This window comes from Rathayibacter sp. AY1C4 (genome assembly GCF_002932195.1).
In the GTDB taxonomy this organism is placed as follows: Bacteria; Actinomycetota; Actinomycetes; order Actinomycetales; family Microbacteriaceae; genus Rathayibacter.
This window is the reverse complement of the sequence record NZ_PSWE01000017.1, coordinates 21121-45145: the sequence shown is the minus strand read 5'-3', so window position 1 is coordinate 45145 and position 24025 is coordinate 21121. Positions and strand designations below refer to the sequence as shown.

The window sequence follows — 24025 nt, the reverse complement described above, 5'->3', positions numbered from 1 at the left end:
CGAGCGGCGGCGGCAGGATGGATGCATGGCCAAGGGCAGGATCGACGAGGCGAGCGGGCAGTCCGCGGTGCGGGCGGCGCTCGCCGGAGGAGCGGACCGGAACACGACGGCGACGGCGGTGCGGTTCCTCCTGCAGATCATCGAGACGAACGTCCCCGGACGCAGCGTCGAGGTGCGCGTTCCGCCGTTCGGCGCGGCCCAGTGCGTCGAGGGACCGGGCCACACCCGCGGGACTCCGCCGAACGTGATCGAGATGGACGCGGCGACCTGGCTGCCGCTCGCGACCGGCTCCCTGCCGTGGAGCGAGGGTCTCGCGAGCGGGCGGATCCACGCCTCCGGAGTGCGCGCGGACCTCACGCCGTTCCTCCCCATCCTGCGCGTCGGCTGAGCGTCGGCGAGTTAACTTCTCGTAAACGCGGCGGCGAGCCGTCGTCGGATCGTTTGACCTGGGGTCCGCCGTCGGGTTGTCTGGGAATAACCCCCTCACGCGGCACGAATCCTCTCCGGATCCACCGCTCGATGCTTGGAGTCCCCTTCACGATGCGCAGTACTTCCCCGGGCCGACGCGGCCTCACCCGACTCCTCTCCGCGACCGCCGTCGGCGCCGTCGCCGGAGCGGCCCTCCTCGGCGCCACGCCCGCCGCGGCGGCCGAGGGCGATGTCGCCATCGACATCCTCTCGATCAACGACTTCCACGGGCGGCTCGCCGCCGACCGCGCCGTCGCCGGAGCCGCCGTGCTCGCCGGTGCCGTCGACTCCTACCGCGCCGCCAACCCGAACACGCTGTTCGTCTCGGCCGGCGACAACATCGGCGCCTCGACCTTCGTGTCGAAGGTGCAGGGCGACATCCCCACGCTCGACTCGCTCAACGCGATGGGCCTCGACGTCAGCACGCTGGGCAACCACGAGTTCGACCAGGGCCGCGCCGACGTCGACGGCCGCGTCGTGGACGCTTCGGCGTTCCCGTACGTGAACGCGAACCTCTACGACACCGCGACCGGCGAGCGCGCCTACTCCCCGTACGTGATCACCGAGCAGGACGGCGTCTCCGTCGCCTTCATCGGCGCGATCACCGAGGACCTCGGCAAGCTCGTCAGCCCCGCCACGATCTCGACGCTCTCCATCGAGCCGATCGCCGAGAACGTCAACGAGGTCGCCGCGCAGCTTCAGGACGGCGACGCCGCCAACGACGAGGCCGACGTGGTCGTCCTGCTCCTGCACGAGGGAGCCGACGCCGACGCGGCCGAGCTGAACACTCCGGAGGCGGACCCCAAGTTCGGCGCGATCGTCAACGAGGTCGCCCCGAACGTCGACGCGATCGTCTCGGGCCACAGCCACCAGGAGTACGACGCGGGCATCGACGCGGGCCGGGCCTTCCCGACCGTCGTGTCGCAGACCGGCAGCTACGCCGAGAACATCGGCCGCATGTCCCTGACCGTCGACCCGGCGACCAAGCAGCTCACGTCGCTCACCAGCGAGGTCGTGCCGCTGACGAAGGTCGTCGACGACCCGACCTCCGACGACCCGGCCAAGACGATCGTCGTCGGCGCCTTCGAGCCCGACCCCGAGGTCGAGACCATCGTCGCCGACGCCCAGGCCGTCGCCGTCCGCGAGGGCAGCGTGAAGGTCGGCACCATCACCGAGGACATCTCGCGCGCCTACCGCCCGGACGGCACCACGACCAACCGCGGCTCGGAGTCGACCCTCGGCAACCTCGTCTCGGACGCCCAGCTGTGGGCCACCCGTGAGCTCGGCACGCAGATCGCCTTCTCCAACGCGGGCGGCCTGCGCGACGACCTGTCCTACACCGCGACTCCGGACCAGCCCGGCGACGCGGACGGCGTGGTCACCTACGCCGAGGCCTCCGACGCCCAGCCCTTCGCGAACACCCTGGTGACCCTGCAGCTGACCGGCGAGCAGATCTCCGACCTGCTCGAGGAGCAGTGGGTGGGCAGCTCCAGCCACCCGCAGCTGAACCTCTCCACCTCGAAGGACCTCACCTACGTCTTCGACGCGACGGCGCCGGAGGGCTCGCGCATCTCGCAGGTGTTCTTCCAGAACGAGCCGATCGACCCGGCCGCGACCTTCACCGTCGTGACCAGCAGCTTCCTCGCGAGCGGCGGCGACGGCTTCAGCACCTTCACCGAGGGCACCGGCACGGCCGACTCCGGCCGCATCGACCTGGACGCCTTCGTCGGCTACATCCAGGACCTCGGCACCGTCAGCCCCGACCCCGTGCAGCGCACGATCGGCCTGACCGACAACGTCCCGGACTCGGGCGAGTACGCGGTCGGCGACACGATGACCGTCGACCTCTCCTCGCTCCTGTTCAGCACCGGAGCCGCGGCCGACACCACCGTGACCGCGAGCGTCGACGGCACCGTCGTCGGCACCGCGACGATCGACCCGACCCGGGCCGTCACCGACGACTCGACCGGTCGCGCCTCGTTCTCGGTCCCGATCGACGAGAGCCTGGCGGGCGGCGCGCACACCGCGACGTTCGCGCTCGACACCACCGGCACCGAGATCAGCGTCGGCTTCGCCGTCGCGGCCGGCGCCGGAGCGGGCACCCCGACTCCCGGACCGACCACGGAGCCGACGCCCGCGCCGACCACGCCGCCCACCACGGGCCCCGCGCCGACGCCGACCACTGCTCCGGTCGCCGGCTCGCACCACCTCGCCGAGACCGGAGTGGACGCGACCCCCGCGTTCGCCGCCGGGATCGCCGCTCTGCTGCTCGGTCTGGGCATGACGGTCGCGCGCTTGCGCCGCCGCACCGCCGCGAAGTAGCCGCACCGCACACGACGACGGGCCCTCGACTCCGGTCGGGGGCCCGTCGTCGTGTGCGGGGCGAGCCGATGGTCGACCCCCGGGAGCCGCGGCGGGGAGGCGCTCCCCGAGGAGCGGCACCAGCCCCCGGAGACGCGAGAACGCCGCCTCCCGGTCGGGAGACGGCGTCGGAACGCGATGAGGTGCTGTCGCGGAGCGGCGGGGCTCAGTGCTGCGCGGGGACCTGACGGTAGCCGTCGCGGCTGGCGACGAGCACCGTCGACACCGTGCCCCATGCGGCGAGGCCACTGAGGACGACGAGGATTGCGATGCTCATGAGTGTTCTGCCTTTCGTTGCGGCGGCTTCTGATCCATCCGCCGGGATGCTGTGTACAACGTCCAGTGTCCGGCCTTGTGTTCCGTAGGACAATCGAACTGTTCTTGCCCTGACGTGTAGTTTCTCTACATGGACGTGCGACGGCTGGAACTGCTCCGCGAGCTCTCGATGCGCCGCTCGATCACGGCCGTGGCGGAGGCGACGCACCGCACGCCCTCCGCGGTCTCGCAGCAGCTCAAGGTGCTCGAGCGCGAGGCCGGCGTGCCGCTGATCGAGCGCTCCGGCCGCGGCGTGGTGCTCACGGCGGCGGGACGCGAGCTCGCCCGGAGCGCCACCGAGATCGCGATCGCGCTCGAGCGGGCCGACGCCGTCTGGCAGACGTTCAAGAACAACCCGATCGGCGAGGTCACCATCGCGACCTTCCCCACCGCGGGCCAGATGCTCCTCCCGAACGCGCTGGTCGCGCTCCGCAGCGTCGAGGGACTCGTCGTGCAGTGCGAGGACGCGGACCCCGGCACCGACGAGTTCGCCGACCTGACCGCCGACTTCGACATCGTGCTCGCCCACTCGCCCACCGGCAGAAGCGCCTGGGCCGGTCGCGGCCTCGCGATGGCGGAGCTGATGATCGAGCCCCTCGACATCGGCCTGCCGGCCGGGCACCGCCTCGCGGACCGGGCGACGGTGTCGGCGGCGGATCTGGTCGGCGAGACCTGGATCGGCGTCCCGGACGGGTTCCCGTTCGAGCGCGTGATGCAGGACATCGAGACCGCGTCCGGCGAGGCGGTGCGGGTGGAGCAGCGCTTCGCGTCGACCCGCGTGACGGAGGCGTTCGTCGCGGCGGGCCTGGGCATCGCGGTGCTCCCGCGCTACACGGCGGGCGGCGCGGGAGTGGTGGTGAAGCCGCTCCGCGGGGTGAACTCCGTGCGGCACATCGTCGCGCTGATGCGGCCGGACCGGGCGGAGCGGCTCTCGGTCCGCACCGTCGTCCGCGAGCTGCGCGCGCAGGCGGGCCGGCTCGTGCACGCGCTCTGAGCGATCACGGTGCCGTGCCCTCGCCCGCGCGGGGGAGAATGGAGGCATGAGCGATCCCGCCCGCCCCGAGGTCACCCGCGAAGAGGTCGACGTCCGCCGCTCCCCGCGCGTCTGGCGCATCCTGACCCTCGGCGTCGGGCTCGGAGCGATCGCGGCCTTCGTGCTGACCTTCGCGCTGCCCGAGACTCAGGGCTTCTCCCGCGGGCAGGTCTTCGGCTTCAGCCTGCTGCTCTTCGTGACGCTGTTCGGCGCTCTCGCGGGGCTCGTCGTGGTGCTGCTCGACCGGGTCGTCGGCCGGAAGGTCGTCCGGACCACCGCCGAGCGGATCGTCGAGCGCGAGGACGCGGCCGAGGAGCCCGTGGCCGAGGAGGCCCTGCCCGACGCGCGGACGACGTCCGACGAGGACGACGCGCAGACGGGGTCCGACCGGGTCTAGCCGGCGGAGGCGGGCCGCATTGCGGCCGCGGCACTCCGCCCTGCGCTGAGTGTCCCGCCCGCGGCTCGCGCTCGCGGACGGGACCGCGGCGTCAGCGTCCCCGGCGCGACGAGGAGCGGCGGCTGCTGCTCGGGGTGGACGTCGGGCGCTTGGCGGCGGCGCGCTTGGCCTTCTGCGACTTCGAGATCTTCTTGGCCACGAAGGTGAGCAGGAACGGCAGGATTCGGTAGATCACGGGGACTCCTCGGGTGCATGCGCGCGGGGCCGCGCACCCTCCGATCATGGAGCGGCGCACGGATCCGCGGCACCCGTTGCGCCGCGCCCGGCGCTGTGCAGAGCTCAGCTCAGCTGCGTGCGCTCCACCCAGTCGAGGTACTCCGGGGTGACGGTGCCCGTGACGTACTCGCCGGTGAAGCAGCTGGTCTCGAGGTCGGTGACGTCCGAGCCCTCGAGGATCGCCGCCTTCATGTCGGCGACCTCCTGGTAGATCAGCTGGTCGGCGCCGATCGCCTCCGAGATCTCGGGGATGCGGCGGTTGTGGGCCACGAGCTCCTGGCGCGAGGGCATGTTGATCCCGTACACGTGCGGGTAGCGCACGGGAGGCGCGGCGGACGCGAAGGTGACCGTGTTCGCGCCGGCCGCGCGGGCCATGTCGACGATCTCCTTGGAGGTGGTGCCGCGGACGATCGAGTCGTCGACGATCAGGACGTTCTTGCCCTTGAACTCGCTCGACATCGCGTTGAGCTTCTGACGCACCGACTTCTTGCGGACCGCCTGCCCGGGCATGATGAACGTCCGGCCGACGTAGCGGTTCTTGTAGAAGCCCTCGCGGTACTCGATCCCGAGCTTCTGCGCGACCTGCATCGCGGCGGGGCGGGAGGAGTCGGGGATCGGCATGACGACGTCGATCGCTCCGCCCGGGGTGTACTGCGCGATGGTGCCGGCGAGCCGGTCGCCCAGGCGCAGGCGCGCCTCGTAGACCGAGATGCCGGACATCACGGAGTCGGGGCGGGCGAGGTAGACGTACTCGAACGAGCACGGGATGAGTCGCGGATCCTTCGCGCACTGGCGGCTGGCCATCCGGCCGTCGGGGGTGATGAAGACCGCCTCGCCGGGAGCGACGTCGCGGACGATCTCGAAGCCCTGCGCCTCGAGCACGAGCGACTCGGAGGCGACGACCCAGTCGTCCGGCGCGCCGGTGTTGCTGCGGCGGCCGACGATGAGCGGGCGGATGCCGAAGGGGTCGCGGAACGCCAGCAGCCCGACGCCGGCGATCAGCGCGATGGTGGCGTAGGAGCCCTCGACGCGCTCGTGCACGCGGGCGACGGCGTCGAACACCTCGTCGGCGTCGAGGTCGCGGCCCGACATCGAGGCCTGCAGCTCGTTCGCCAGCACGTTGACCAGCAGCTCCGTGTCGGAGGTGGTGTTGAGGTGGCGGCGGTCGATGCGGAAGAGCTCCTCGGTGAGCTCGCGCGTGTTCGTGAGGTTGCCGTTGTGAACGAGGATGATGCCGTACGGCGCGTTCACGTAGAACGGCTGGGCCTCCTCCTCGCGCTCGGCGTTGCCCTTCGTCGCGTAGCGCACGTGGCCGAGGCCCATGGATCCGAGCAGCGAGCGCATGTCGCGGGTGCGGAACGCCTCGCGGACCTGTCCCGCGGCCTTCTTGATGTGCAGGGTGCTGCCGTCGGCGGTCGCGATGCCGGTCGAGTCCTGGCCGCGGTGCTGCAGGAGGGAGAGGCTGTCGTAGATGGACTGGTTGACCGGTCCGGAGGACACGATCCCAACGATTCCGCACATGCCGGAGGGGCTCCCAAGGGGATAGCAGGGGGGTTTGACGGTCCATCCTGGCACGCGGGGGACTCATCCCCTAATGGTTCGCCGTGGGCGGATCCGTGGTCGCGGGGGTGCTCAGGGCGGCGTCGACCGGCGGATCGGCCGGGCGGTCGGTCGGGGAGCCGCGCGGCCGCTCAGCTGCTCGGAGCCGTCCAGGCTCCGGCGAGGCTGCGGTCCAGGACGCGGCGCCAGCCCTGCGGAGCCGCGGACTCGCGGCTGGTCGTGCCCGCCATCCAGAGCAGGGCCATCAGGTCGTCGTGGGTGAAGTCGGGGGAGAGGGATCCGTCGCGGTGGGCGGCCTCGACGAGATCCCGGCCGAGCTCGATCGAGCGGTCGCAGGCGTCGATGAGGGCGACCGCGTCGGGGAAGCGGCGCAGCATCGCGTCGTTGAGGGCGGGGTCCTCCAGCTGGAGGTCGATCATCCCGGAGACGAAGCGCTCCAGGCGTCCGCGGGAGGACCGCTCGGCGAGAGCGCGCTCGGTCAGGCCCTTCAGCTTCTCGCCGGCGACGGCCGGGATGACGGCGTCGATGAGCTCCTCACGGGAGCCGACGCGGTTGTAGAGGGTGCCGATGCTCACGCCGGCGTGACGGGCGATGTCCTCGAGGGGCGCGGCCAGGCCGCGGGAGCCGAAGACCTCGAGGGCGGCGGCGTGCAGCTTCTCGACGTTCCGCTGCGCGTCCCGGCGCAGGACCTTCTGCTCATCCATGCGATCCTCCCGATGATCTTGAGGCGCCACTCAAGTGATGGTCCAATGAGTCTTGAGGCTGACCTCAACTTAGCAGCCCCGCTCATCGCGCCCCGGTGCGCACGACGACAGGACCTCCCATGCCACTTCTCACCGTCATCGGCGCGGGCCCCGGCCTCGGCCTCGAGATCGCCCGCGTCTTCGGCCGGGCCGGCTTCACCGTCGCCCTCGTCTCGCGGAACCAGGAGAAGCTGGACGGCCTGGCCGCCCGCCTCGCCGAGGAGGGCATCGAGGCGACGGGGTTCGCCGCCGACATCGCGCAGCCCGAGACCCTGACCGCCGCGCTGCGGGCGATCCGTGCCGACCTCGGTCCGATCGACGTCCTCGAGTTCTCCCCCGCCGACTCCGCTCTCACCCCGGTCGGCGTCCTGGACGTCACGCCCGAGAACCTGCAGCCGCAGATCGACTTCTACCTCGGCGGCGCGCTCCGCGCCGTCGGCGAGGTGGTTCCGGACATGATCGCCGCCGGCAGCGGGACGATCCTCGTCACCACCGGCGGCGGCTCCGTCTCCCCGCACGCGGCGCTGGCGAACATCAACATCGCCGCCGCGGGCCTGCGGAACTGGGTCCTCAACCTCCACTCCGCGCTCGAGCCCCGGGGCGTCTACGCCGCCCACGTGGCGATCACCGCGCTCATCGACGGCGGCCACCCGGACGCGGCGGCCGAGGTCATCGCCCGGTCCTACCTCGACCTCCACCGCAGCCGCGACCGCGCCGAGCTGCACTACGTCGCCTGGGACGCGTGACCGAGGGCGCGGAGCGGGAGCCGCCGGTGCGGCGGACCCGGATCCGCGCCGCGGCGGGAGAGGGCAGTCGGTAGGGTCGTCGCGTGAGTGATGAGACGAGCAGCTACGCCCGCGCAGGAGTCGACACGGCGGCGGGGGACCTCGCCGTCGAGCTGATGAAGTCGGCGGTGTCGGCGACGCACGACAGCCGGGTCCTCGGCGGGGTCGGCGGCTTCGCGGGCCTCTACGACGTCTCCTTCCTCCGCGACTTCCGAGCCCCCCTCCTCGCGACCTCGACCGACGGCGTCGGCACCAAGGTCGCGCTCGCCCAGGCGATCGACAAGCACGACACCATCGGGCAGGACCTCGTCGGCATGGTCGTCGACGACATCGTCGTGGTCGGCGCCCGCCCCTTCTTCATGACCGACTACATCGCGTGCGGCAAGGTCGTCCCGGCTCGCATCGCCGACATCGTCGCCGGCATCGCGCGCGCCTGCTCCGAGACGGGCACCGCGCTCGTCGGGGGCGAGACGGCCGAGCACCCGGGCCTGCTCGGACCCGACGACTACGACGTGGCGGGCGCGGCGGTCGGCGCGATCGAGGCCGACCAGGTGCGCGGCGCCGACCGCGTGCGCGACGGCGACGTCGTGGTGGCGATGGCCTCCTCCGGACTGCACTCGAACGGCTACTCGCTCGTGCGCCACATCCTCGCCGAGCGCGGCATCGGCTTCACCGACCGCTCCGAGGAGCTGGGCGGCGTGGTCGGCGAGGTGCTGCTGGAGCCGACCCGCCTCTACACCCGGCCCCTCCTCGACCTGCTCGACGACGCCGAGCTCGGCCCGGCCGTCCACTCCATCAGCCACGTCACCGGCGGCGGGATCGCGGCGAACCTCGCCCGGGTGCTGCCGCGCAGCTCCTGGGTCGAGGTCGAGCGGGCGAGCTGGAGCCCGTCCGACGTGTTCCGCGCGCTCGCCGGGATGTCCGGCGCGACGCTCGAGAGCACCGAGGGCACCTGGAACCTCGGCATCGGCATGTTCGCCGTCGTCGCGGCGGAGGCGGCCGACGGCGTGATCGCGCGCCTCGAGCGCTCGGGCGTCCCGTCGTGGGTCGCGGGCCGCGTCTCGACGGCCGCGCGCGGTTTCGAGGGCTTCGAGCAGGGCGCGAAGGGCGTCGACGGCGGAGCGGTCCGCCTGGTCGGGTCCTACGCGGGCTGATCCCCGGAGGTGCCGCGGATCAGCGCGGTGCGGCGTGCGCGCGCTCCCAGGAGTGCTCGTGCCGGGTCAGCAGCCACGAGCCCGCAGCGCAGAGCGCGCAGGCGGCCGCGGTGGCGAGCAGGGCGGTCGCCCAGGTCGGGGCGTCGCGGCTGACGAGCAGGTTCGCACAGGCGACCAGCACGCCGAGGCCGGCGCCCGCGCTGGTGCCGAGCACGAACGGGCCGTCGCGGCGGCTCGCGACGCGCACCGCGACCATGCCGGCGACCGCTCCCGCGCCTCCGACGACTCCGATGCCCGCGCCGGAGGCCGCTCCCATGAGCAGGCCGAAGCTCACCAGCCCGGGCGGGCCGTCGGCGGCGAGGACGCCGGGCAGGTAGAGGACCAGGGCGACGGCGGCGCCGACCGCGCCGCCCACCAGGATCGCGCCGACCAGCAGGGCGGCGGTGACGTAGCCGACCCGCGCGACAGGCCGCGCGGATCCTCCGGGTTCGAACATTCGCGGCTCCATCGACGCGGCCCGCGGGGCAGCGGGCGGTCCTCGGACAGTACGCCCGAACGCCCCTCGGCGGAACCGCCGTCGGGGATCGGCGGGACTAGCGCCGGAGGGTCTCGCTCGGGAGCTCGCCGAACCGCGTCGCGTAGTGCTGGGCGAAGCGGCCGCCGCTGATGAACCCCCAGCGTGCGGCGACGTCGCCGACCACCAGTGAGCCGGCCGACCCGGACACGAGCTCCTCGTGCGCGCGCTCGAGGCGGACGTCGCGCAGGTAGTGCCGCGGGGTCTCGCCGAAGGCGCGCTGGAACGCCAGCTGCACGCCGCGGACCGTGAGCCCCGCTGCGTCGGCGATGTCGGCCACTCCGAGGGGCAGATCGGCGTTGGCCTGCACGAACTCCACGGCCCGGCGGAGGCGCCGCGCGCTGACCGAGGGCGGCACGGCCGGCAGCGGGGCGATGCGGTGGGCGAAGGTCTGCAGGGCGGCGAGCGCGGCGATGCGGGCGACGCCGTCGCGCTGCAGCACGGTGGGCGTGTGCGCGGAGGCGAGGGTGTCGCGCAGGAGCCGGATCGCCGCCCACCAGGCGGTCGTGTCGCGCGCCACAGGGGCGAACCGCAGCGGGCCGGGCTCGGTGCCGTGCAGCTCCGCGGCGATCGCCTCGAGGTGGGCGGCCTCGAAGTGCACGAGCGCGTCGCGGTACTCGAGGGCCTCGAAGCCGAAGGGCCGGCCGCTCGGGAACATGGCCGGGCGGCCGACGACGAGGCGGTGCTCGTCGCGCCCCAGATCGAGGGAGGCGCGCCCGGCGGTCAGCCAGAGGGCGACGTAGACGTCGCTCGGGGCCACCGTGCCGCGCACCCGGCCCAGGAAGGAGGCGGAGTGGAGGCTGACGGGCCCGGGCCCGGTCGTCGTGTAGCGGAACGCGAACGGCACGACCGAGCGTTCGGCCCGGAAGCCGGAGCCGTTGTACGAGCCGGCGTAGAAGTCGCGCGCCTCGTCGAGGTCGTTCCCGCGACGCTCCGACTGCCACACGGGCAGCCGTGCGGACGGGGAAGTGCTCATTCGGTCAGTGTCCCAGGGGGCACCGACATTCTGCACTCAGTGGCGGAAAGCGGGAGAACGTGCTCAGCCGAGCGACCCGCGCTCCAGGTCGGGTCCCTCACCCGCCGGATCCCCGTCCGCACGCGAAACGGGGCCGCCCCGAGGGAGCGGCCCCGATTCACGGGAGGAGTCACGCACGCTTCTGGTGCGGCTCCTCGACGAGGTCCGTGTCGTCGCCGTCGTCCTCGGCGTCGATCCACTTCGAGTAGTCCGGCTCGTCCGGGTGGCTGAGCTCGCGCTCGAGCGCGCTGTAATCGACCGCCGGGCTGAACGACTTCAGCTCACGGGCGATCTTGGTGTTCTTCGCCTTCTGACGGCCGCGCCCCATGGGTGACCCCCTCACGATGACAGGCCAGACGGGCAGTGAGCCGGCTGGGGAAAAGAGCAGACAGGGAAAGTTGAAATCTACGCGGTAGTTTAGCAGACGGGGGACACGCCACCCCGGGCCTCGATCTGCCGGACGGCCGCCCATCCTCGACCGCGTCAGGAGTACCGTGGACAGCGTCGCCCCACCGCGTCCCGTCGTGGTGATCGGCGCGGGCCAGGCGGGTCTGTCCGTGGCCTACTACCTGCGCCGTCTCGGCCTCGTCCCCGGGCGCGACCTGATCGTCCTCGACCGCGGTCCGGAGCCCGGCGGGGCCTGGCAGTTCCGCTGGGAGGCCCTGCGGCTCGGCTCCGCGCACCGCGTGCACGATCTCCCGGGCATGGAGCGGATGGGGCTGTCGTTCCGCACGGCCGATCACCGGCGACCGGCACGGGACGTGGTCCGCGAGTACTACGGGCGCTACGAGGAGGAGCTCGGTCTCGAGATCCGCCGTCCGGAGTCGGTGCGGCGCGTCACGAGTGCGACGCCGCACGACACGGGGTCGCCGCTCGTCGTCGAGTCCGACCGCGCGGTCGAGCGCGCGAGCCTGCTCGTCAACGCGACCGGCACCTGGGGATCGCCCTTCGTACCGCACTACCCCGGGCGCGACCGCTTCCGCGGCGTGCAGATCGACCCGACCGAGTACGTCCGCGCCGAGGACTTCGCCGGGAAGCAGGTGCTCGTGGTCGGCGGCGGCACCTCGGCGATCGGCTTCCTGCTGGAGCTCGAGCGGGTGGCGCGCTCACTGACGTGGGCGACGCGGCGACCGGTGGTCTACCACGACGGCGAGCAGCTGGCGATGGAGTCGGCGGTGGAGGCGGTGGCCGAGCAGGACCGCGCCGCCCGCGCCGGGCTGCCCCTCCCGAGCATCGTCGGCGGCACGGGCGTGCAGCGCACCCGCCGGGTGGTCGCCGGGATCGAGCGCGGGCTCCTGCACGAGCGGGGGATGTTCTCGTCGATCGAGGAGGAGGGCGTGCGCTGGCCGGACGGCTCCTTCACGCGCGCCGACGCGATCATCTGGGCGACGGGCTTCCGGCCGGAGCTGCGCCACCTCGCTCCGCTCGGGCTGCGCGAGCGCGAGGGCGGCATCGCGGTCGCCGACGGAGCCTCGCTGACGGATCAGCGCGTCTTCTTCGCCGGCTACGGCCCGACGGCCTCGACCATCGGGGCGAACCGCTCGGGCCGGCGCATCGCGCGCGCGGTCGTGGCGCGCCTGCCCTGAGCGCGCCTGCCCTGAGCCGGCCTGATCTGAGCCGGTCCGCCCTGAGCGGCGCGGCGCCTCAGATCCTGCCGTCCCAGTCCACCGGCACCACGGAGCCGCGGTAGCGGATCCCGTCCACGCGGATCGGCCCGGCGAGCGCGGGCGAGAGCGGCGCGACGACCAGGGTGTCGCCTCCGGGAGCGAGCCCCAGCGCCGCCGACAGCACGGCGACGGAGGCGGCCGCCGACCAGGCCTGCGGTCGGCAGGCCGCCGGGTACGGCACCGGCGCGTGCACCTCGGCGGCGGGGTCGCCCGAGTGCAGCTCGGGCATCCGGTAGCCGAAGCCCTCGGCCGCGGCGATCAGTCCGCGCGAGAGGGTCGTCGCCTCCGCCCCGAAGCCCTCCCGGGCGAGCCCGGTGACGGCGATCGCGGTGTCGTGGGCCCAGACGGAGCCGCCGTGGTACGACAGCGGCCAGTAGCCGCCCGAGCCGGTGTCCAGGGTGCGCAGGCCGAAGCCCGAGTCGAGCCCGGGGGAGACCAGCAGCTCGGCGACCCGGGCGGCGTGCTCGGGGGAGAGGATGCCGGTGCCGAGGAGGTGGCCGAGGTTGCTGGTGATCGTGTCGACCGGGCGCCCGGCCGCGTCGAGCGCGATCGCCGGGTAGCCGCCGTCGGCGTCGTCGATCCAGAACGCCTCCGCGAAGCGCGCCTTCAGCGTCGACGCCGCCTCGCGCCACTCCGAGCCGTCACGGCCGAGGTGCTCGAGCAGCGCCGCTCCGCCTGCCATGGCCTCGTGGGCGTAGGCCTGCACCTCGCAGAGCGCGATCGGACCCTCGGCGAGCGTGCCGTTGCGCCACTGGATCGAGCGGCCTGTTCCACGCCGTCTACGAGCACGGCATGACGGGCGTGGCGCGGTCGGAGGACGAGCGGCTGCGAGCCGTCGACGGATCCGCTCGTGCTGTCGTGGACGCCGTCACCGCGGTCTTCGACAGGCACCGGGCCTTCCTCCGTGCGGTGATGGTCGCCTCGTCGAGCGATCGCGCGCTGCTCGAGCGGGGCGCCCAGGAGTCCCGCCGCTTCGCGGACCGGGTGGCGCAGGTGCTCCCGACCGCCGACCCCGAGGCGGGGCGATCGGCCGCTCGGGCGCTCTACGAGGCGAACTCCTTCCGCACGCTGCACGGCGATGCGTTCTGGAGCCCCGGAGGAGAGCATCGAGACGCGTTCATCGATCGGACGACCCGGCTCGTGGACACGATCCTCGGCTGACGCGCTCCTACCGCCGGACCTGGGCAGGCCGTTCGCCGGACCTCGCCGTGCCCCGACGCCCCTCCTGGGCTGCTCGACCGGCAGAGGCCGCTCACGCTGATCGAGCAGCGCGCGCAGCGCGCGTATCGAGATCCGCTTGTGTGCAGCGGATCTCGATACGCCCCTGCGGGGCTGCTCGACCAGCATGCGGGAGTGCCGCCGCTACTTCGCGAGGAACTCCAGGACGACGCGGTTCCACTCCTCCGGGTGGCTCACGGTCACTCCGTGCGGGGCGCCGTGGACGACGTGCAGCTCGGAGCCGGGGATCGCCGCGTGCGTGCGGGCGCCGGAGCCCTCGAACGGGACGGTGCCGTCGCCGTCGCCGTGGATGACGAGCGCGGGCACCGACACGTTGGGCAGGTCCTCGCGGAAGTCGGTGGTCGCGAACGCCGTCATGCAGGCGAGGGCCGCGTGCTTGGCCGACTGCTTCGCCAGAGCGATCGCCTCCTGGCGCTGCTCCTCCGTCACCTTCAGCTCGCCGTCGACCGAGAAGAAGTCGGTGGTGAACTGGTCGTAGAAGTCGTCCTCGCTCTTCGTGAGGCCCGCGGTCATCTGCGCGGCCTGCGCCTTCTCGAGCGGGCCGTCCGGGTTGTCGTCCGTCTTCATCAGGTACGGCGGGACGGCCGAGGCGAAGACGACGCTGTGCAGGCGATCGGCGCCGTACTTCGTGAAGTAGCGGGCGACCTCGCCGCCGCCCATCGAGAAGCCGACCAGGGTGACGTCCTGCAGGTCGAGCTCGGTGAGGAGGGTGTGCAGGTCCTCGGTGAGCGTGTCGTAGCTGTAGCCGGTGAGTGGCTTGTCGCTGCGCCCGAAGCCGCGGCGGTCGTAGGTGACGACGCGGTAGCCGGCCTCGGCGAACGCGGGGACCTGCTCCTTCCACGACTCGCCCGAGAGGGGCCAGCCGTGGATGAGGACCACGGGGCGGCCCGATCCGCCGGTGTCGTCGACGTGCAGGTCCGTGTCCTTGAAGAGTCCGTGGTGGGCGGTGATCTCGGCCATGGCGAGTGCTCCTTCCGGCGCCGACGATCGGCGTCACTCGATGTTCGAGGACGTCCCTGCGAGCGGATGGCCGGGGCGGGGAGGGTTGACAGCTCCCGTCACTCCGCGACGACGGCCGCGGCGAGGCCCCGCAGCGCGGTGTGCAGCCCGGGGCTCATGGGCAGCCCGGCGTCGAGCACCGCGTTCGCGGCGGCGACCAGCACCGGTGCCGCGGGGGAGGAGACCACGGTGAGGCCGGCGGGCGGATCCGCGTCGCCCGAGGGCCGCACGACCAGGACGAGCCGGGAGCTGGGAGCGCTCGTGCTGATCGTCGCTCCCGATCGGGCGGGCAGCACCGCGAGGGTGCCGCGGCCGACGAACTCGCGCTCCTCCCGACTGGCGACGGTGAACGCGCCCTCGAGCGGGAGCAGGAGCACCACCGACCCCGGGTCGGCGCGGGGGCTCGGGCGGAAGTCGATCGTGCCGGCCGTGTGCCAGATCCGCCGGAGGAGCACGCCCTCGGCGGCCGCCTCCTGCCCGGTGACGGCGAACGCGGGGTCGGGCCCGGCCTCGGCGTGGCGGGCCCGCAGCCAGTGCCGGGCGGAGTCGCCGCGGAGGGGCATCGGGCGGATCAGCGGATCGGACACGGCGGCTCCCGAGGAACGCGGACCTGAATCGGCCGAGACAGTGAGGAACCATCATCCTAGGAGCGGCGGGAGGCGTGGTCTCCGGAGTGGCGCGTCCTCACATGCCGATGCCGCCCCGGCCGCGCTGAGCGCGACGCCGGAGCGGCATCCGAAGGGTGGTGCGGACTACTGGAATCCGCCGCCACGGTCCTCCGGGTCCTCGATCGGGTCGGAGTCGGGAGTGTCGATCGAGTAGGTCACGTGGACCGCCTCGCCGACCTCCTTCGCGGAGACGGCGTTGTACACGAGGTGCGTCTCCTGGCCGTCGACGGCGGCGTAGACGTCGACCTCCTTCTCGTAGCCCCCCTCGGTGCTGACGCGGTTCTCGGTCTGGCCGTCGAACGGCCCGCCCTGGAAGAAGGCGAGGTAGCTCTCGCCCTCGGCGAGTGCGCGGATGTCGTTGCTCATGCCCCCAGGTCTACCACTCGGCGCCTCCCCGCCGCTCGGCCTTGCGCTCGGCGGGCGGAGGAGGGCCGGGAGCGGCGGCGGCCGTGCCGCGAGGTGGCACTGCTCGACGGGATCTCTCCCCACGCGCCGTCAGGGCACGAGCCGCTGCGTGATCGAGGCCGTCGGCCCGCTCAGCGCGATCTCGGCGAGCGCGCCGTTGACCAGGGGCATCTGCGGCGGCTGGTGCCCGGTGTCGACGTCGAGGATCACCGGCACACCGAGGTCGCCGAGAGCGCGCCGCACCGCGTCCTCCTGGCTCAGCTCGGGCAGGGACGCGCCCGCGGTCCGGCCGATCAGGACGCCGGTCGCCTGCTCGAACCAGCCCGCGAGCCGGAGCGAGGTGAGCATCCGGAGCACCGAGACGGAGTCGGACCCGGCCGCCTCCAGGTAGACGACGGTGCCCTCCGGCGCGTGCCGGCGAGCGAAGCCCGGAACGTCGCCGTAGGGCGTGCCCGCGAGCAGGGACACCGTCTCGAGGCATCCGCCGATCAAGCGGCCGGACATCGCCGCGTCCGCTGACCCGTCGAGCGAGCGCCAGCGGGTCGGCTCCTCGTAGGCCCGATCGCGGTCGAGCGGCTCGTCCGCCCACGCACCCCACGGACGGCTCCGGCGTCGCGGCGCGGCGTGCTGCGTGAACGCGGCTCCGGGCTCGAGGCCGGCGACCTCCGTCCAGCGGTGGAACCCGACCGGCAGCTCCCACGGCTCGTCCATCAGATTGGCGCCGTGGATCGTCGCGAGCCCGGTCGTCGTCGTCAGGGGCAGGAGCAGCGTCGAGACGTCCGACCAGCCGACGAACCAGGGCCGGGCCTCCGCGAGGGCGTGCCAGTCGAGCCTCTCCAGCAGCTCGACGGCGAGCTCGCCGCCCCACGGAGGACGGACCGCGTCCCCGCTCCGGAAGGCGTCGTGCAGGTCGGCCGCCCGATCCGCGGCGGACGCCGGAGCGAGTCCGCCGAGGAGGGCGTGCGGCCGGACCCGGACGTCGTATCCCGCCGAGCCGAGTCGGCGCGCGGCGTCCTGCAGCCGGTCGTGCAGGTGCGCGGGGACTCCCATCGAGGGCGCGGGCACCTCCACCCGGCCTCCGGCGCGGAGGGGCGCGGGGTACGTGATGCTCGCCATCCGACGACGCTAACGCCCCTCGCGGTGACGGGCTTCGAATGCTCCGTCCGGCGAGTACCTCCGCGCCCTTCCTGCCCCGACTCGCGGGCGGCCGCTGAGCGCGATCGCGAGAGGGGTCGGCGCGAGTGCCGCGCCGCCCACCCACCCACTCGTGCGCAGCGCCGCCCGCCGGGAAGAAAGATGGGGCCAGGAGGCGCACCGGAACGTGACGTCCCGGTCTCGCGCAGGCGTGTCGGCTCCGCTGCTGCCTGCGGCGATCAGCGCCACGCGGCGCCTTCAGCTCGTGAGGCGGCCGATCTCGTCCTCGGAGAGGAGGCGGTCGGAGTAGAGCACGATGCGAGCCGCGGGGTCGGGGCTGTGCGCGTCGGGGCCCTCCCACCTCCGTTCGAGACCGAGTCGAGCGACCGTCCGGTGCGGTCGCTCGTTCCGTTCCGCGACGACCGCGGTCACGGGGAGCTCGGGTCGGAGCCGCCGCGCCCGCGCGATGCCTGCGGAGGCGACCTCCTGGGCGTACCCCCTGCCCCAGTGGTCCGGATGGACGGTGAACGCGACGTTCCAGGCCGTGTCGGCGAGGAGGGTGCATCCGCCGATCCCGATCGCGCCGTCCGCGCCGCCCTCGGGACTCCGCAGCCGGACGACCCAGCTGCTGAGGTCGTCCCGTGCCCACTGCGCCGTCCGGCGGGCGAGCACCGCCCGGGTCTGCTCGAAGGAGTCGTGCCGGAGGAGGGGGTCGCCCGCCGCGATCCGCTCGTCGGAGTACAGCCGCCACAGCTCGTCCAGATCGCCCTCGGCGGGACGGAACAGCCGGAGCCGCTCGGTCGTCTCGTCGGGGCGATCACCGGCGCCGATGCTGCTGCCGCTCGCTCGAGGAGGGACTCGCGACCATCGGGGCGGTCGCCGAGGAGTGAGGCGAGCGCGGTGACCGCGCCTGGACGTCCACCTGCTCAGCTCGTGATCAGGCCGGTGAGGCGGTCGGCGGCGGCTCCGACGGTCGAGACCGCGCTGACCGTGAAGAGGCAGGCGACGCCCCAGAACCAGGTGCGACCGGGTGCCCCGGCGCTGCGCCGCTCGAAGGCGAGCCACCAGGCGCCGACCACCGAGACGCACGCCGCGACCACCGAACCGAGCGCCATGCGGACGTACTCCTCGGGACCGGGGGAGGACCAGGCCGTGGTCGCGAGGACGATGAGCAGCGGGGCCACGATCATCCCCAGTGCGCCGAGCAGCACCGCGTGGAGGTGACTGCGGGGAGGGGCCCCGGCCGTCGTCCTCGCGGTCCGCGTCCGGGTCGTGTCCATGCCCCGTCCCCCGTCGCCGCGGTCCGGTCCGCGCTGCCCCGACGCTATCCGCTCGCCGTCCCGCCGTCACCCCGCACCTCGAAGTGGGCCGCGTGCCCGGGTGGGGTCAGCACCGCGCCGCCCGCGCCGCCCCGGCCGAACGCCGAGAACGTAGGATGTCCGGGATGACGATCGGACGCCGCCTCTTCCTCTCGGGAGCCGCCACGGGAGTCGGGCTCCTGGCTCTCGCGGGCTGCACGCCGTCGCGTCCGACGCCGACCCGCTCCGTCACGAAGGCCCCCGTGCCCACGCCGAGCACCACCGCCGTCCCCGCGCCGGCCGCCTTCGTGCGCTCCGCCTGGGCCGAGGATCCGTACGCGCTCGGCTCCGTCTCCTACCTGCCCGTCGGCGCGACGCCGCAGCACCGCACCGACCTGGGCACCGCGGTCCTCGACCGCGTCTTCCTCGCGGGCGAGGCCACCGACACGGAGGCGCCCGGCACGCTCCAGGGCGCCTGGAGCTCCGGGGTCCGCGCGGCCGCCGAGATCAGCGCCGTCGCCGACGAGGGCGAGCGGATCGCGATCGTCGGGGCCGGTCTCGCCGGAGCGGTCGCCGCGCGGCGCCTGTCCGACGCGGGCTTCGACGTCACCGTGGTGGAGGCGCGCGAGCGCACCGGCGGCCGCATCGCCACCGCGGCTCCGGACGGCTGGCCGATCGCCGTCGAGACCGGAGCCTGGGCCCTCACCGGCGCGGGAGCCGCCCTGCGCGAGAGCATCGCGGACGCGGGCGTGGTCACGACCGCGGTCGACCTCGCCGACGTCCGCTCGAGCGACGCCGACGGCGCGGCCCTCGACACCGGCACCACGGGTGCCGACGCCCTGACCCGTGCTCTCGAGTGGGGAGCGGAGCAGCCGGAGGACCTGGCGCTCGCCGAGTCGTTCGCCGGCTCCGGAGCGCCCGACCCCGCCGAGGCCGAGCCGGGCTCCGGCGACGGCGACGCCGCCCGCGTGGCGGCGCACCTCGCCGGGACGACCGCGCTGCGCACCGGCGCCGCTCCCGAGGAGCTCTCCTCCTGGTACGGACTGGGCGACGCCTCCGCCGCCACGACCGCGGAGGAGCTGAGCGACGACTCCGGCGACGCGCTGCTGACCGACGGGCTCGCGCCCCTGGTCGACACCTTGCTCGCCGACGTCGAGGTCTCGCTGCGCGCCGTGGTGAGCGGCATCGGCTACACGGAGACCGGCGTCAGCATCCGCCTGGGCACCGGCGAGTCGTTCACAGCCGACCGGGTGCTGGTCACCGTGCCGATCGGGGTGCTCCAGACGGACGCGATCGCCTTCGACCCGCCGCTCCCGTTCGCGCAGCGCGCGGCCGTCGCGGCCCTCGGCTCCGGCGTCGTCGAGACGCTGTGGCTGCGCTTCGACGAGGCGTTCTGGGAGGCCGACGCCCCCGCGCGCTGGTCGCTCGTCGGCTCCGAGGCGGGCATCACCGAGTGGCTCAACCTCCAGCCGTCGACCGGCGAGGCGGTGCTCGTCGGGCTGGTCGGAGCGGATCAGGCCCTCTCGCTGCAAGACCTCAGCGACGACGAGCTGGTCACCCTCGCGCAGACGGCGCTCGAGCCGTTCGCCGTCGTCCCCGGCTGACGAGCTCGCGGAGCCGCGCCAGCGGCCCCCGCCACTCCGACGCGTGCGCCGCCCCGAGCGGCCGCACCCGGCTGAGCGCGAGGACGAACGCGGCGATGCCGGAGATCAGGCTCAGCACGATCACGTCGTAGAGCACGAACATCACGGGGCCGTCGACCTGGCCGGGGTCGAGGAAGAAGTACGGGTACCAGCCGATGAGGGCCCCGCGGACCAGGGTGATGACGCCCCAGACGATCGGGAAGCCGAGCACGGTCAGCGCCCCGCGCCAGGCGACCGGGCGGCGGCCGGGTCCGAGGATCCAGTCGAGGATCGCGAGCGTCGGGATCACGAAGTGCAGGAGCGCGCTCGACCAGGGCACGTCGACCCGCACGCCGCGGTTGTTGGCCTCGACCGCGATCAGCCCGAAGACGATCCCCGACACGACCATGTAGGTGAGCACGAGCGCCCGCACGGTGCTGAGCCAGCGCGGCTCCCGCTCGCGCGCGAGGGCGACCAGGCCGGACAGGCCCAGCACCACGACCCCGGCCATGTTCGACTGCGTCGTGAAGTAGGCGAAGAAGTTGTCGATCTGGAACGCGCGGAAGCCCAGGGTGTAGAAGAAGTCGCCGACGAGTCCGACCGCGCCCAGCCCGGCGAGGGCCAGGCGGAGGATCGCGAACGCCTTCCGCACACCCGCTCCGATCCGTCGCCGCTGGGCCCGGAGGGCCGGACTTCCGGACGATTCTACGGTCGCCGCGCTCGGAGCTCCCCGAGCGCGCGGCTCCACCGAGCGGGGGAGGCGGGCCCCGCGGAGGCGATCTAGCGTGGAGGGATGGCGCGCGCACAGCACGGGGAGGGTTCGGGTCGGATGTCGTCGGAGGAGGCGTCCCGGCGCTGGAACGCGGTCACGGGTCCGCTGTTCCTCGCGGCGGGAGCGGTCTTCGCGGTCCTCGGGAATCCGGTCTGGCCGGTGTTCCTCGTCCTGGGGATCACGTTCCTCGGGCTGACCGCCGGCCCCGGGAGGCCGACGCGCCGGAGCGGAGCCCAGGAGCCGGACCGCGATCGGTGACGCGCGCTTCGCGACGCGGACACTCGCCGGTCGCGTTGCCGGGATAGCGTGCGTGTCATGCCCTTCACGCCGAGCCACGCCGTCGTCGCGCTCGCGTTCTCGAACGGCCGGATCCCGGCCGCGGCCGTCGCCATCGGCGCGATGGTCCCGGACATCGGCATGTACATTCCGATCGCCGTCGCCCGCGAGTCCACCCACTCCCTCCTCGGCGTCGTCACCGTCGACCTGCTGCTCGGGATGCTCGGCCTCGCGCTGTGGAGCGCGGTCGTCGCTCCGGCCTGGCGCGACCTCGCGCCCGCGCTGGTCCGCTCGCGCCTGCGTCCCCGGCGCTCGCCGCCCCGCGGGGCCGCCGCATGGATCCGCGTGCTCGTCTTCGCGGCCGCCGGTATCGCGATCGGAGCCGCCAGCCACGTGATGTGGGACGGCTTCACCCACCGGGGCGGCCTCTTCGTCTCGGCGATCCCGCTGCTGCAGCAGGAGCTCGGGCCCTTCCCCGGCTTCCGATGGGCGCAGTACGCGAGCGGCGTGCTCGGGCTGCTCGGGCTCGGGATCGGCGCGGTGGTCTGGTACGTCGGCCGCCGTCCCCGGAAGCTCCGCTCCGACGGCCGGCAGCCGTTGCGCATCGCGGCCGCGGCCGTGGTGCTCGCGGCCGCGGTGGTTCCCGCCGGGATCGTGCTGGCGGGGGCGGGCATCGATCCGCTCGACGCCGCCTACCGGGCGCACGTGGTGCGGGCGGCGATCCTGCTCGTGGGAGGCGGTGCGGCGGCCGCGATCGCCGTCGCGGCGGTCTGGTGGCTCACCGGCCGAGGGGTGCGCGGGGCCGTCGTCTGAGACGACGGAGGACGAGCCTGTCGTCTCAAGGGAGCACGGGCATCCGTCGCGAGGAGGATGCGCCGGTGCATAGCCCACCGATAGCGTCGGACACGGCCCGTTGGGGCGGGCCGCCTTCGGGGGAAGGCACTAAGGGGAAATCGGGGGCTCGCGGCACACGCCGCGGGCCCTCTACCCGTTTCCGGGCCCCGCCGGCTCGGAGCTCGCGTCGCCTCAGCGCCGCTTCGAGCGCGGCCGGTTCTGCGCGGCCGGGCGCTGCGGGATGCGCGGAGCGCCCTCGCCGGCGGCACCCTGGGGGAGCGAGGACGCGGGCGGGATCGGGCGGCGGGTCACCGGGCGCACCGGCTCGCCGCGGCGCGTCTGGCCGGGGATCGGCCGGGAGCGGCGCCCGTAGATGAGCTCGGACGAGTCGAGCAGCCACGGCACCAGCGCCACCGTCACTCCGTGCACCAGCAGGAGCTTCTGGCGGATCCGCCGCGACTTGTGGTTGTGGAGGAACGCCTCCCACCAGTGCCCGACGATGTACTGCGGCATGTAGACCGTCGTGATCTCGGAGCCGTGCTCGAGGCGGTGGGCCTTGATGTACTTGATCAGCGGGTACGAGATGTCGCGGTAGGGCGAGGCCACGCAGCGCAGCGGCACCTCGATGTCCATCTGCGCCCAGTCGGCCTTGAGCTGGGCGGTCTGCGCGTCGTCGATGGAGGAGTGCACCGCCTCCAGCGTCTCGTGCCGCGCCGCGATGGCGTAGTCGAGCGCCTTCAGCGTGGGCTTGTTCATCCGGCCCACCAGCACGATCGCGTGGTCGCCGTTGGCGCCGAAGGTCGTGGTCGGGTCGACCTCGATCTCCTTCTCGACGTCGCGGTAGTAGCGGTAGACGCCGGCCATCAGGACGCCGAGGATCGGCATCACCAGGTAGACGAGCCAGGCGCCGTGGGTGAACTTCGTGATCGTGACGACGACGAGCACCGCGAACGTCAGCGTCGCGCCGAACAGGTTGATGGCCAGGCTCGTGTAGACGGTGCGCGAGCCCTCGCCGTTGCGGATCATCCGGACCCAGTGCTTGACCATGCCCGACTGCCCGAGCGTGAACGAGACGAAGACGCCGATGATGTACAGCTGCACGAGGCTCGTGAGCGAGGCCTGGTAGACGAGCAGGATGATCGCGGCGACGAGCGCCAGGATGATCACTCCGTTGGAGTAGATGAGGCGGTCGCCGCGGGTGTTCAGCGACTTGGGCGCGTAGCCGTCGCGGGCCAGCACGGAGCCCAGCAGCGGGAAGCCGTTGAACGCGGTGTTCGCCGCGAGGAGCAGGACGGCGGCCGTCGCGGCCTGGATGATGAAGAACAGGATCGTGTTGTTGCCGAACGTGGCGGCGGCGACCTGCGCGATCACCGAGCGCTGCGGGGTCGTGGCGCAGTCGGCGAAGCCCACCAGATGGCAGGCGTTCTCGGCGTAGTGCACGTTCGAGAGCAGGGCGAGGGCGGTCAGGCCGACGAAGAGCACGATCGCGATCGTGCCCATCGCGACGAGGGTGCGCTGGGCGTTCTTGACCTTCGGGGCGCGGAACGCGGGCACACCGTTCGAGATGGCCTCGACGCCCGTGAGTGCCGCGCAGCCGCTGGCGAAGGAGCGCAGCAGCAGGAGGACGACGGCCGCCTGCGTGAGCTGCTCGCCCTGCACGGTGAAGCCCGCCGACTCCGCGACCGGGGTGTCGCCGAAGGCGGTGCGGACCAGGCCGACGACGACCATGACGAAGACGCTCGCGACGAAGAGGTACGTCGGGACGGCGAAGGCGCGGCTCGACTCCGAGACGCCGCGGAGGTTCACGGCCGCCAGCAGCACGACGAAGAGGATCGCCAGCTCGACCCGCAGCGGCGCCAGCTCGGGCACCGCGGAGATGATGTTGTCGACTCCGGAGGCGACCGACACGGCCACGGTGAGCACGTAGTCCACGAGGAGGGCGGCGGCGACCGTGAGGCCCGCCGTCTCGCCCAGGTTGGTGCGGGCGACCTCGTAGTCGCCGCCGCCGGACGGGTAGGCCCGGATCAGCTGGCGGTAGCTCAGCACCACCACGACGAGGAGGACGACCACGCATGCGGCCACCCAGGGGGCGAAGGTGAGGAAGGAGAGCCCGCCGAGCAGCAGGATCATCAGCAGCTCCTGCGGCGCGTAGGCCACGGAGGAGAGCGGGTCGCTGGCGAAGATGGGGAGCGCGAGCCGCTTCTGCAGCAGCTGTCCCTCGAGCTTGTCGCTGGGGAGCGGCTCGCCGATGAAGAAGTGCTTGGCGGTGCGCAGCTCGGTCGCGTCGGCCGACGATCCGTCCGCGGCGGACGGGGGGCCCTCGTGTGTCACGAGCGATGACACTACTCCGTACGAGGGGGCAGTCAAGACGGCCGGGAGCGGGCCGAGCGGAGGCTGATCCCGCCCTGTGACCGGGAGTTTCCCGGTGCG

General features: G+C 73.2%; 26 protein-coding genes. 11 read left to right on the top strand and 15 right to left on the bottom strand.

Features of this window, described 5'->3' with window-relative positions; genetic code table 11:
- Positions 1–25 precede the first annotated feature (25 nt).
- The 4 genes from C5C99_RS10190 (at position 26) to C5C99_RS10175 (ending at position 4574) form a co-directional block, all read left to right on the top strand.
- Positions 26–388 (top strand): sterol carrier family protein, encoded by a 363-nt coding sequence (locus C5C99_RS10190; RefSeq protein WP_104223770.1) that lies wholly within the window; start codon positions 26–28, stop codon positions 386–388.
- 152 nt (positions 389–540) lie between these two features.
- Complete coding sequence (locus C5C99_RS10185) at positions 541–2790, top strand: bifunctional UDP-sugar hydrolase/5'-nucleotidase (protein WP_181074582.1); 2250 nt, start codon at positions 541–543, stop codon at positions 2788–2790.
- 445 nt (positions 2791–3235) lie between these two features.
- Positions 3236–4138, top strand: a complete 903-nt coding sequence (locus tag C5C99_RS10180) for a LysR family transcriptional regulator (protein ID WP_104223768.1) — start codon at positions 3236–3238, stop codon at positions 4136–4138.
- A 46-nt stretch (positions 4139–4184) separates the two neighbouring features.
- On the top strand, positions 4185–4574 hold the full coding sequence (locus tag C5C99_RS10175; protein WP_104273201.1) for a hypothetical protein: 390 nt from the start codon (positions 4185–4187) through the stop codon (positions 4572–4574).
- 91 nt (positions 4575–4665) lie between these two features.
- Here the strand turns inward: C5C99_RS10175 and C5C99_RS17135 are convergent, their stop codons facing one another.
- From C5C99_RS17135 to C5C99_RS10165, 3 genes are all read right to left on the bottom strand, one after another.
- Positions 4666–4809 (bottom strand): hypothetical protein, encoded by a 144-nt coding sequence (locus tag C5C99_RS17135; RefSeq protein WP_159940146.1) that lies wholly within the window; start codon positions 4807–4809, stop codon positions 4666–4668.
- A gap of 104 nt (positions 4810–4913) precedes the next feature.
- A complete protein-coding gene (purF, locus tag C5C99_RS10170; protein WP_104247384.1) occupies positions 4914–6371 on the bottom strand; it encodes an amidophosphoribosyltransferase in 1458 nt (485 codons plus the stop codon).
- A 170-nt stretch (positions 6372–6541) separates the two neighbouring features.
- A complete protein-coding gene (locus tag C5C99_RS10165; protein ID WP_104297496.1) occupies positions 6542–7114 on the bottom strand; it encodes a TetR/AcrR family transcriptional regulator in 573 nt (190 codons plus the stop codon).
- 119 nt (positions 7115–7233) lie between these two features.
- Between C5C99_RS10165 and C5C99_RS10160 the strand changes: the two genes are divergently transcribed.
- Both C5C99_RS10160 and purM read left to right on the top strand, forming a co-directional pair.
- On the top strand, positions 7234–7899 hold the full coding sequence (locus C5C99_RS10160; protein ID WP_104256047.1) for an SDR family NAD(P)-dependent oxidoreductase: 666 nt from the start codon (positions 7234–7236) through the stop codon (positions 7897–7899).
- An 83-nt stretch (positions 7900–7982) separates the two neighbouring features.
- Positions 7983–9092, top strand: a complete 1110-nt coding sequence (gene purM, locus C5C99_RS10155; protein ID WP_104340040.1) for a phosphoribosylformylglycinamidine cyclo-ligase — start codon at positions 7983–7985, stop codon at positions 9090–9092.
- Between the two features lie 19 nt (positions 9093–9111).
- On the opposite strand, the gene C5C99_RS10150 is transcribed toward purM, so the two are convergent.
- The 3 genes from C5C99_RS10150 to C5C99_RS10140 all read right to left on the bottom strand — a co-directional run bounded on the left by C5C99_RS10150 (position 9112) and on the right by C5C99_RS10140 (position 11009).
- The gene (locus C5C99_RS10150) at positions 9112–9588 is read right to left on the bottom strand and encodes a hypothetical protein (protein WP_104256048.1); all 477 of its coding nucleotides are present in this window, start codon (positions 9586–9588) and stop codon (positions 9112–9114) included.
- 97 nt (positions 9589–9685) lie between these two features.
- Complete coding sequence (locus C5C99_RS10145) at positions 9686–10642, bottom strand: AraC family transcriptional regulator (RefSeq protein ID WP_104288438.1); 957 nt, start codon at positions 10640–10642, stop codon at positions 9686–9688.
- Positions 10643–10811: 169 nt separating this feature from the next.
- Positions 10812–11009 carry a DUF3073 domain-containing protein gene (locus C5C99_RS10140; protein WP_097167615.1) on the bottom strand — a complete coding sequence of 66 codons (198 nt, stop codon included), beginning with the start codon at positions 11007–11009 and terminating at the stop codon, positions 10812–10814.
- 166 nt (positions 11010–11175) lie between these two features.
- On the opposite strand from C5C99_RS10140, the gene C5C99_RS10135 reads away from it, so the two are divergent.
- Entirely contained in the window at positions 11176–12267 is a 1092-nt protein-coding gene (locus C5C99_RS10135; RefSeq protein WP_104257889.1) for an FAD-dependent oxidoreductase, read from the top strand.
- Between the two features lie 58 nt (positions 12268–12325).
- Here C5C99_RS10135 and C5C99_RS10130 read toward each other — a convergent pair whose 3' ends face one another.
- Entirely contained in the window at positions 12326–13054 is a 729-nt protein-coding gene (locus tag C5C99_RS10130; RefSeq protein ID WP_308471807.1) for a hypothetical protein, read from the bottom strand.
- An 86-nt stretch (positions 13055–13140) separates the two neighbouring features.
- On the opposite strand from C5C99_RS10130, the gene C5C99_RS10125 reads away from it, so the two are divergent.
- Positions 13141–13509 carry a hypothetical protein gene (locus C5C99_RS10125; RefSeq protein ID WP_104333886.1) on the top strand — a complete coding sequence of 123 codons (369 nt, stop codon included), beginning with the start codon at positions 13141–13143 and terminating at the stop codon, positions 13507–13509.
- 201 nt (positions 13510–13710) lie between these two features.
- Here the strand turns inward: C5C99_RS10125 and C5C99_RS10120 are convergent, their stop codons facing one another.
- The 6 genes from C5C99_RS10120 to C5C99_RS17535 all read right to left on the bottom strand — a co-directional run bounded on the left by C5C99_RS10120 (position 13711) and on the right by C5C99_RS17535 (position 18073).
- Positions 13711–14547: an alpha/beta fold hydrolase gene (locus C5C99_RS10120; protein ID WP_104327896.1), complete on the bottom strand. Its 837-nt coding sequence runs from the start codon at positions 14545–14547 to the stop codon at positions 13711–13713.
- A 98-nt stretch (positions 14548–14645) separates the two neighbouring features.
- On the bottom strand, positions 14646–15173 hold the full coding sequence (locus C5C99_RS10115) for a hypothetical protein (RefSeq protein ID WP_104256055.1): 528 nt from the start codon (positions 15171–15173) through the stop codon (positions 14646–14648).
- A gap of 165 nt (positions 15174–15338) precedes the next feature.
- Positions 15339–15620, bottom strand: a complete 282-nt coding sequence (locus C5C99_RS10110) for an oligoribonuclease (RefSeq protein WP_104223758.1) — start codon at positions 15618–15620, stop codon at positions 15339–15341.
- Between the two features lie 129 nt (positions 15621–15749).
- On the bottom strand, positions 15750–16775 hold the full coding sequence (locus C5C99_RS10105; RefSeq protein ID WP_104340039.1) for an LD-carboxypeptidase: 1026 nt from the start codon (positions 16773–16775) through the stop codon (positions 15750–15752).
- 276 nt (positions 16776–17051) lie between these two features.
- On the bottom strand, positions 17052–17579 hold the full coding sequence (locus C5C99_RS10100) for a GNAT family N-acetyltransferase (protein WP_258063681.1): 528 nt from the start codon (positions 17577–17579) through the stop codon (positions 17052–17054).
- A gap of 140 nt (positions 17580–17719) precedes the next feature.
- Positions 17720–18073: a hypothetical protein gene (locus tag C5C99_RS17535; RefSeq protein ID WP_258063677.1), complete on the bottom strand. Its 354-nt coding sequence runs from the start codon at positions 18071–18073 to the stop codon at positions 17720–17722.
- 164 nt (positions 18074–18237) lie between these two features.
- On the opposite strand from C5C99_RS17535, the gene C5C99_RS10095 reads away from it, so the two are divergent.
- The gene (locus C5C99_RS10095; protein ID WP_181074580.1) at positions 18238–19695 is read left to right on the top strand and encodes an NAD(P)/FAD-dependent oxidoreductase; all 1458 of its coding nucleotides are present in this window, start codon (positions 18238–18240) and stop codon (positions 19693–19695) included.
- Here the strand turns inward: C5C99_RS10095 and C5C99_RS10090 are convergent.
- On the bottom strand, positions 19646–20365 hold the full coding sequence (locus C5C99_RS10090; protein ID WP_104233845.1) for a Pr6Pr family membrane protein: 720 nt from the start codon (positions 20363–20365) through the stop codon (positions 19646–19648). The two genes, C5C99_RS10095 and C5C99_RS10090, sit on opposite strands and share 50 nt — an antisense overlap.
- A gap of 141 nt (positions 20366–20506) precedes the next feature.
- Here C5C99_RS10090 and C5C99_RS10085 point away from each other — a divergent pair, with 141 nt between their 5' ends.
- Both C5C99_RS10085 and C5C99_RS10080 read left to right on the top strand, forming a co-directional pair.
- Positions 20507–20743, top strand: coding sequence for a hypothetical protein (locus tag C5C99_RS10085; protein WP_146085498.1), 237 nt, complete (start codon positions 20507–20509; stop codon positions 20741–20743).
- A gap of 57 nt (positions 20744–20800) precedes the next feature.
- Positions 20801–21574, top strand: a complete 774-nt coding sequence (locus C5C99_RS10080) for a DUF4184 family protein (RefSeq protein ID WP_104340037.1) — start codon at positions 20801–20803, stop codon at positions 21572–21574.
- A 213-nt stretch (positions 21575–21787) separates the two neighbouring features.
- Here the strand turns inward: C5C99_RS10080 and C5C99_RS10075 are convergent, their stop codons facing one another.
- Positions 21788–23926 (bottom strand): APC family permease, encoded by a 2139-nt coding sequence (locus tag C5C99_RS10075; protein WP_374952928.1) that lies wholly within the window; start codon positions 23924–23926, stop codon positions 21788–21790.
- Between the last annotated feature and the right edge of the window lie 99 nt (positions 23927–24025).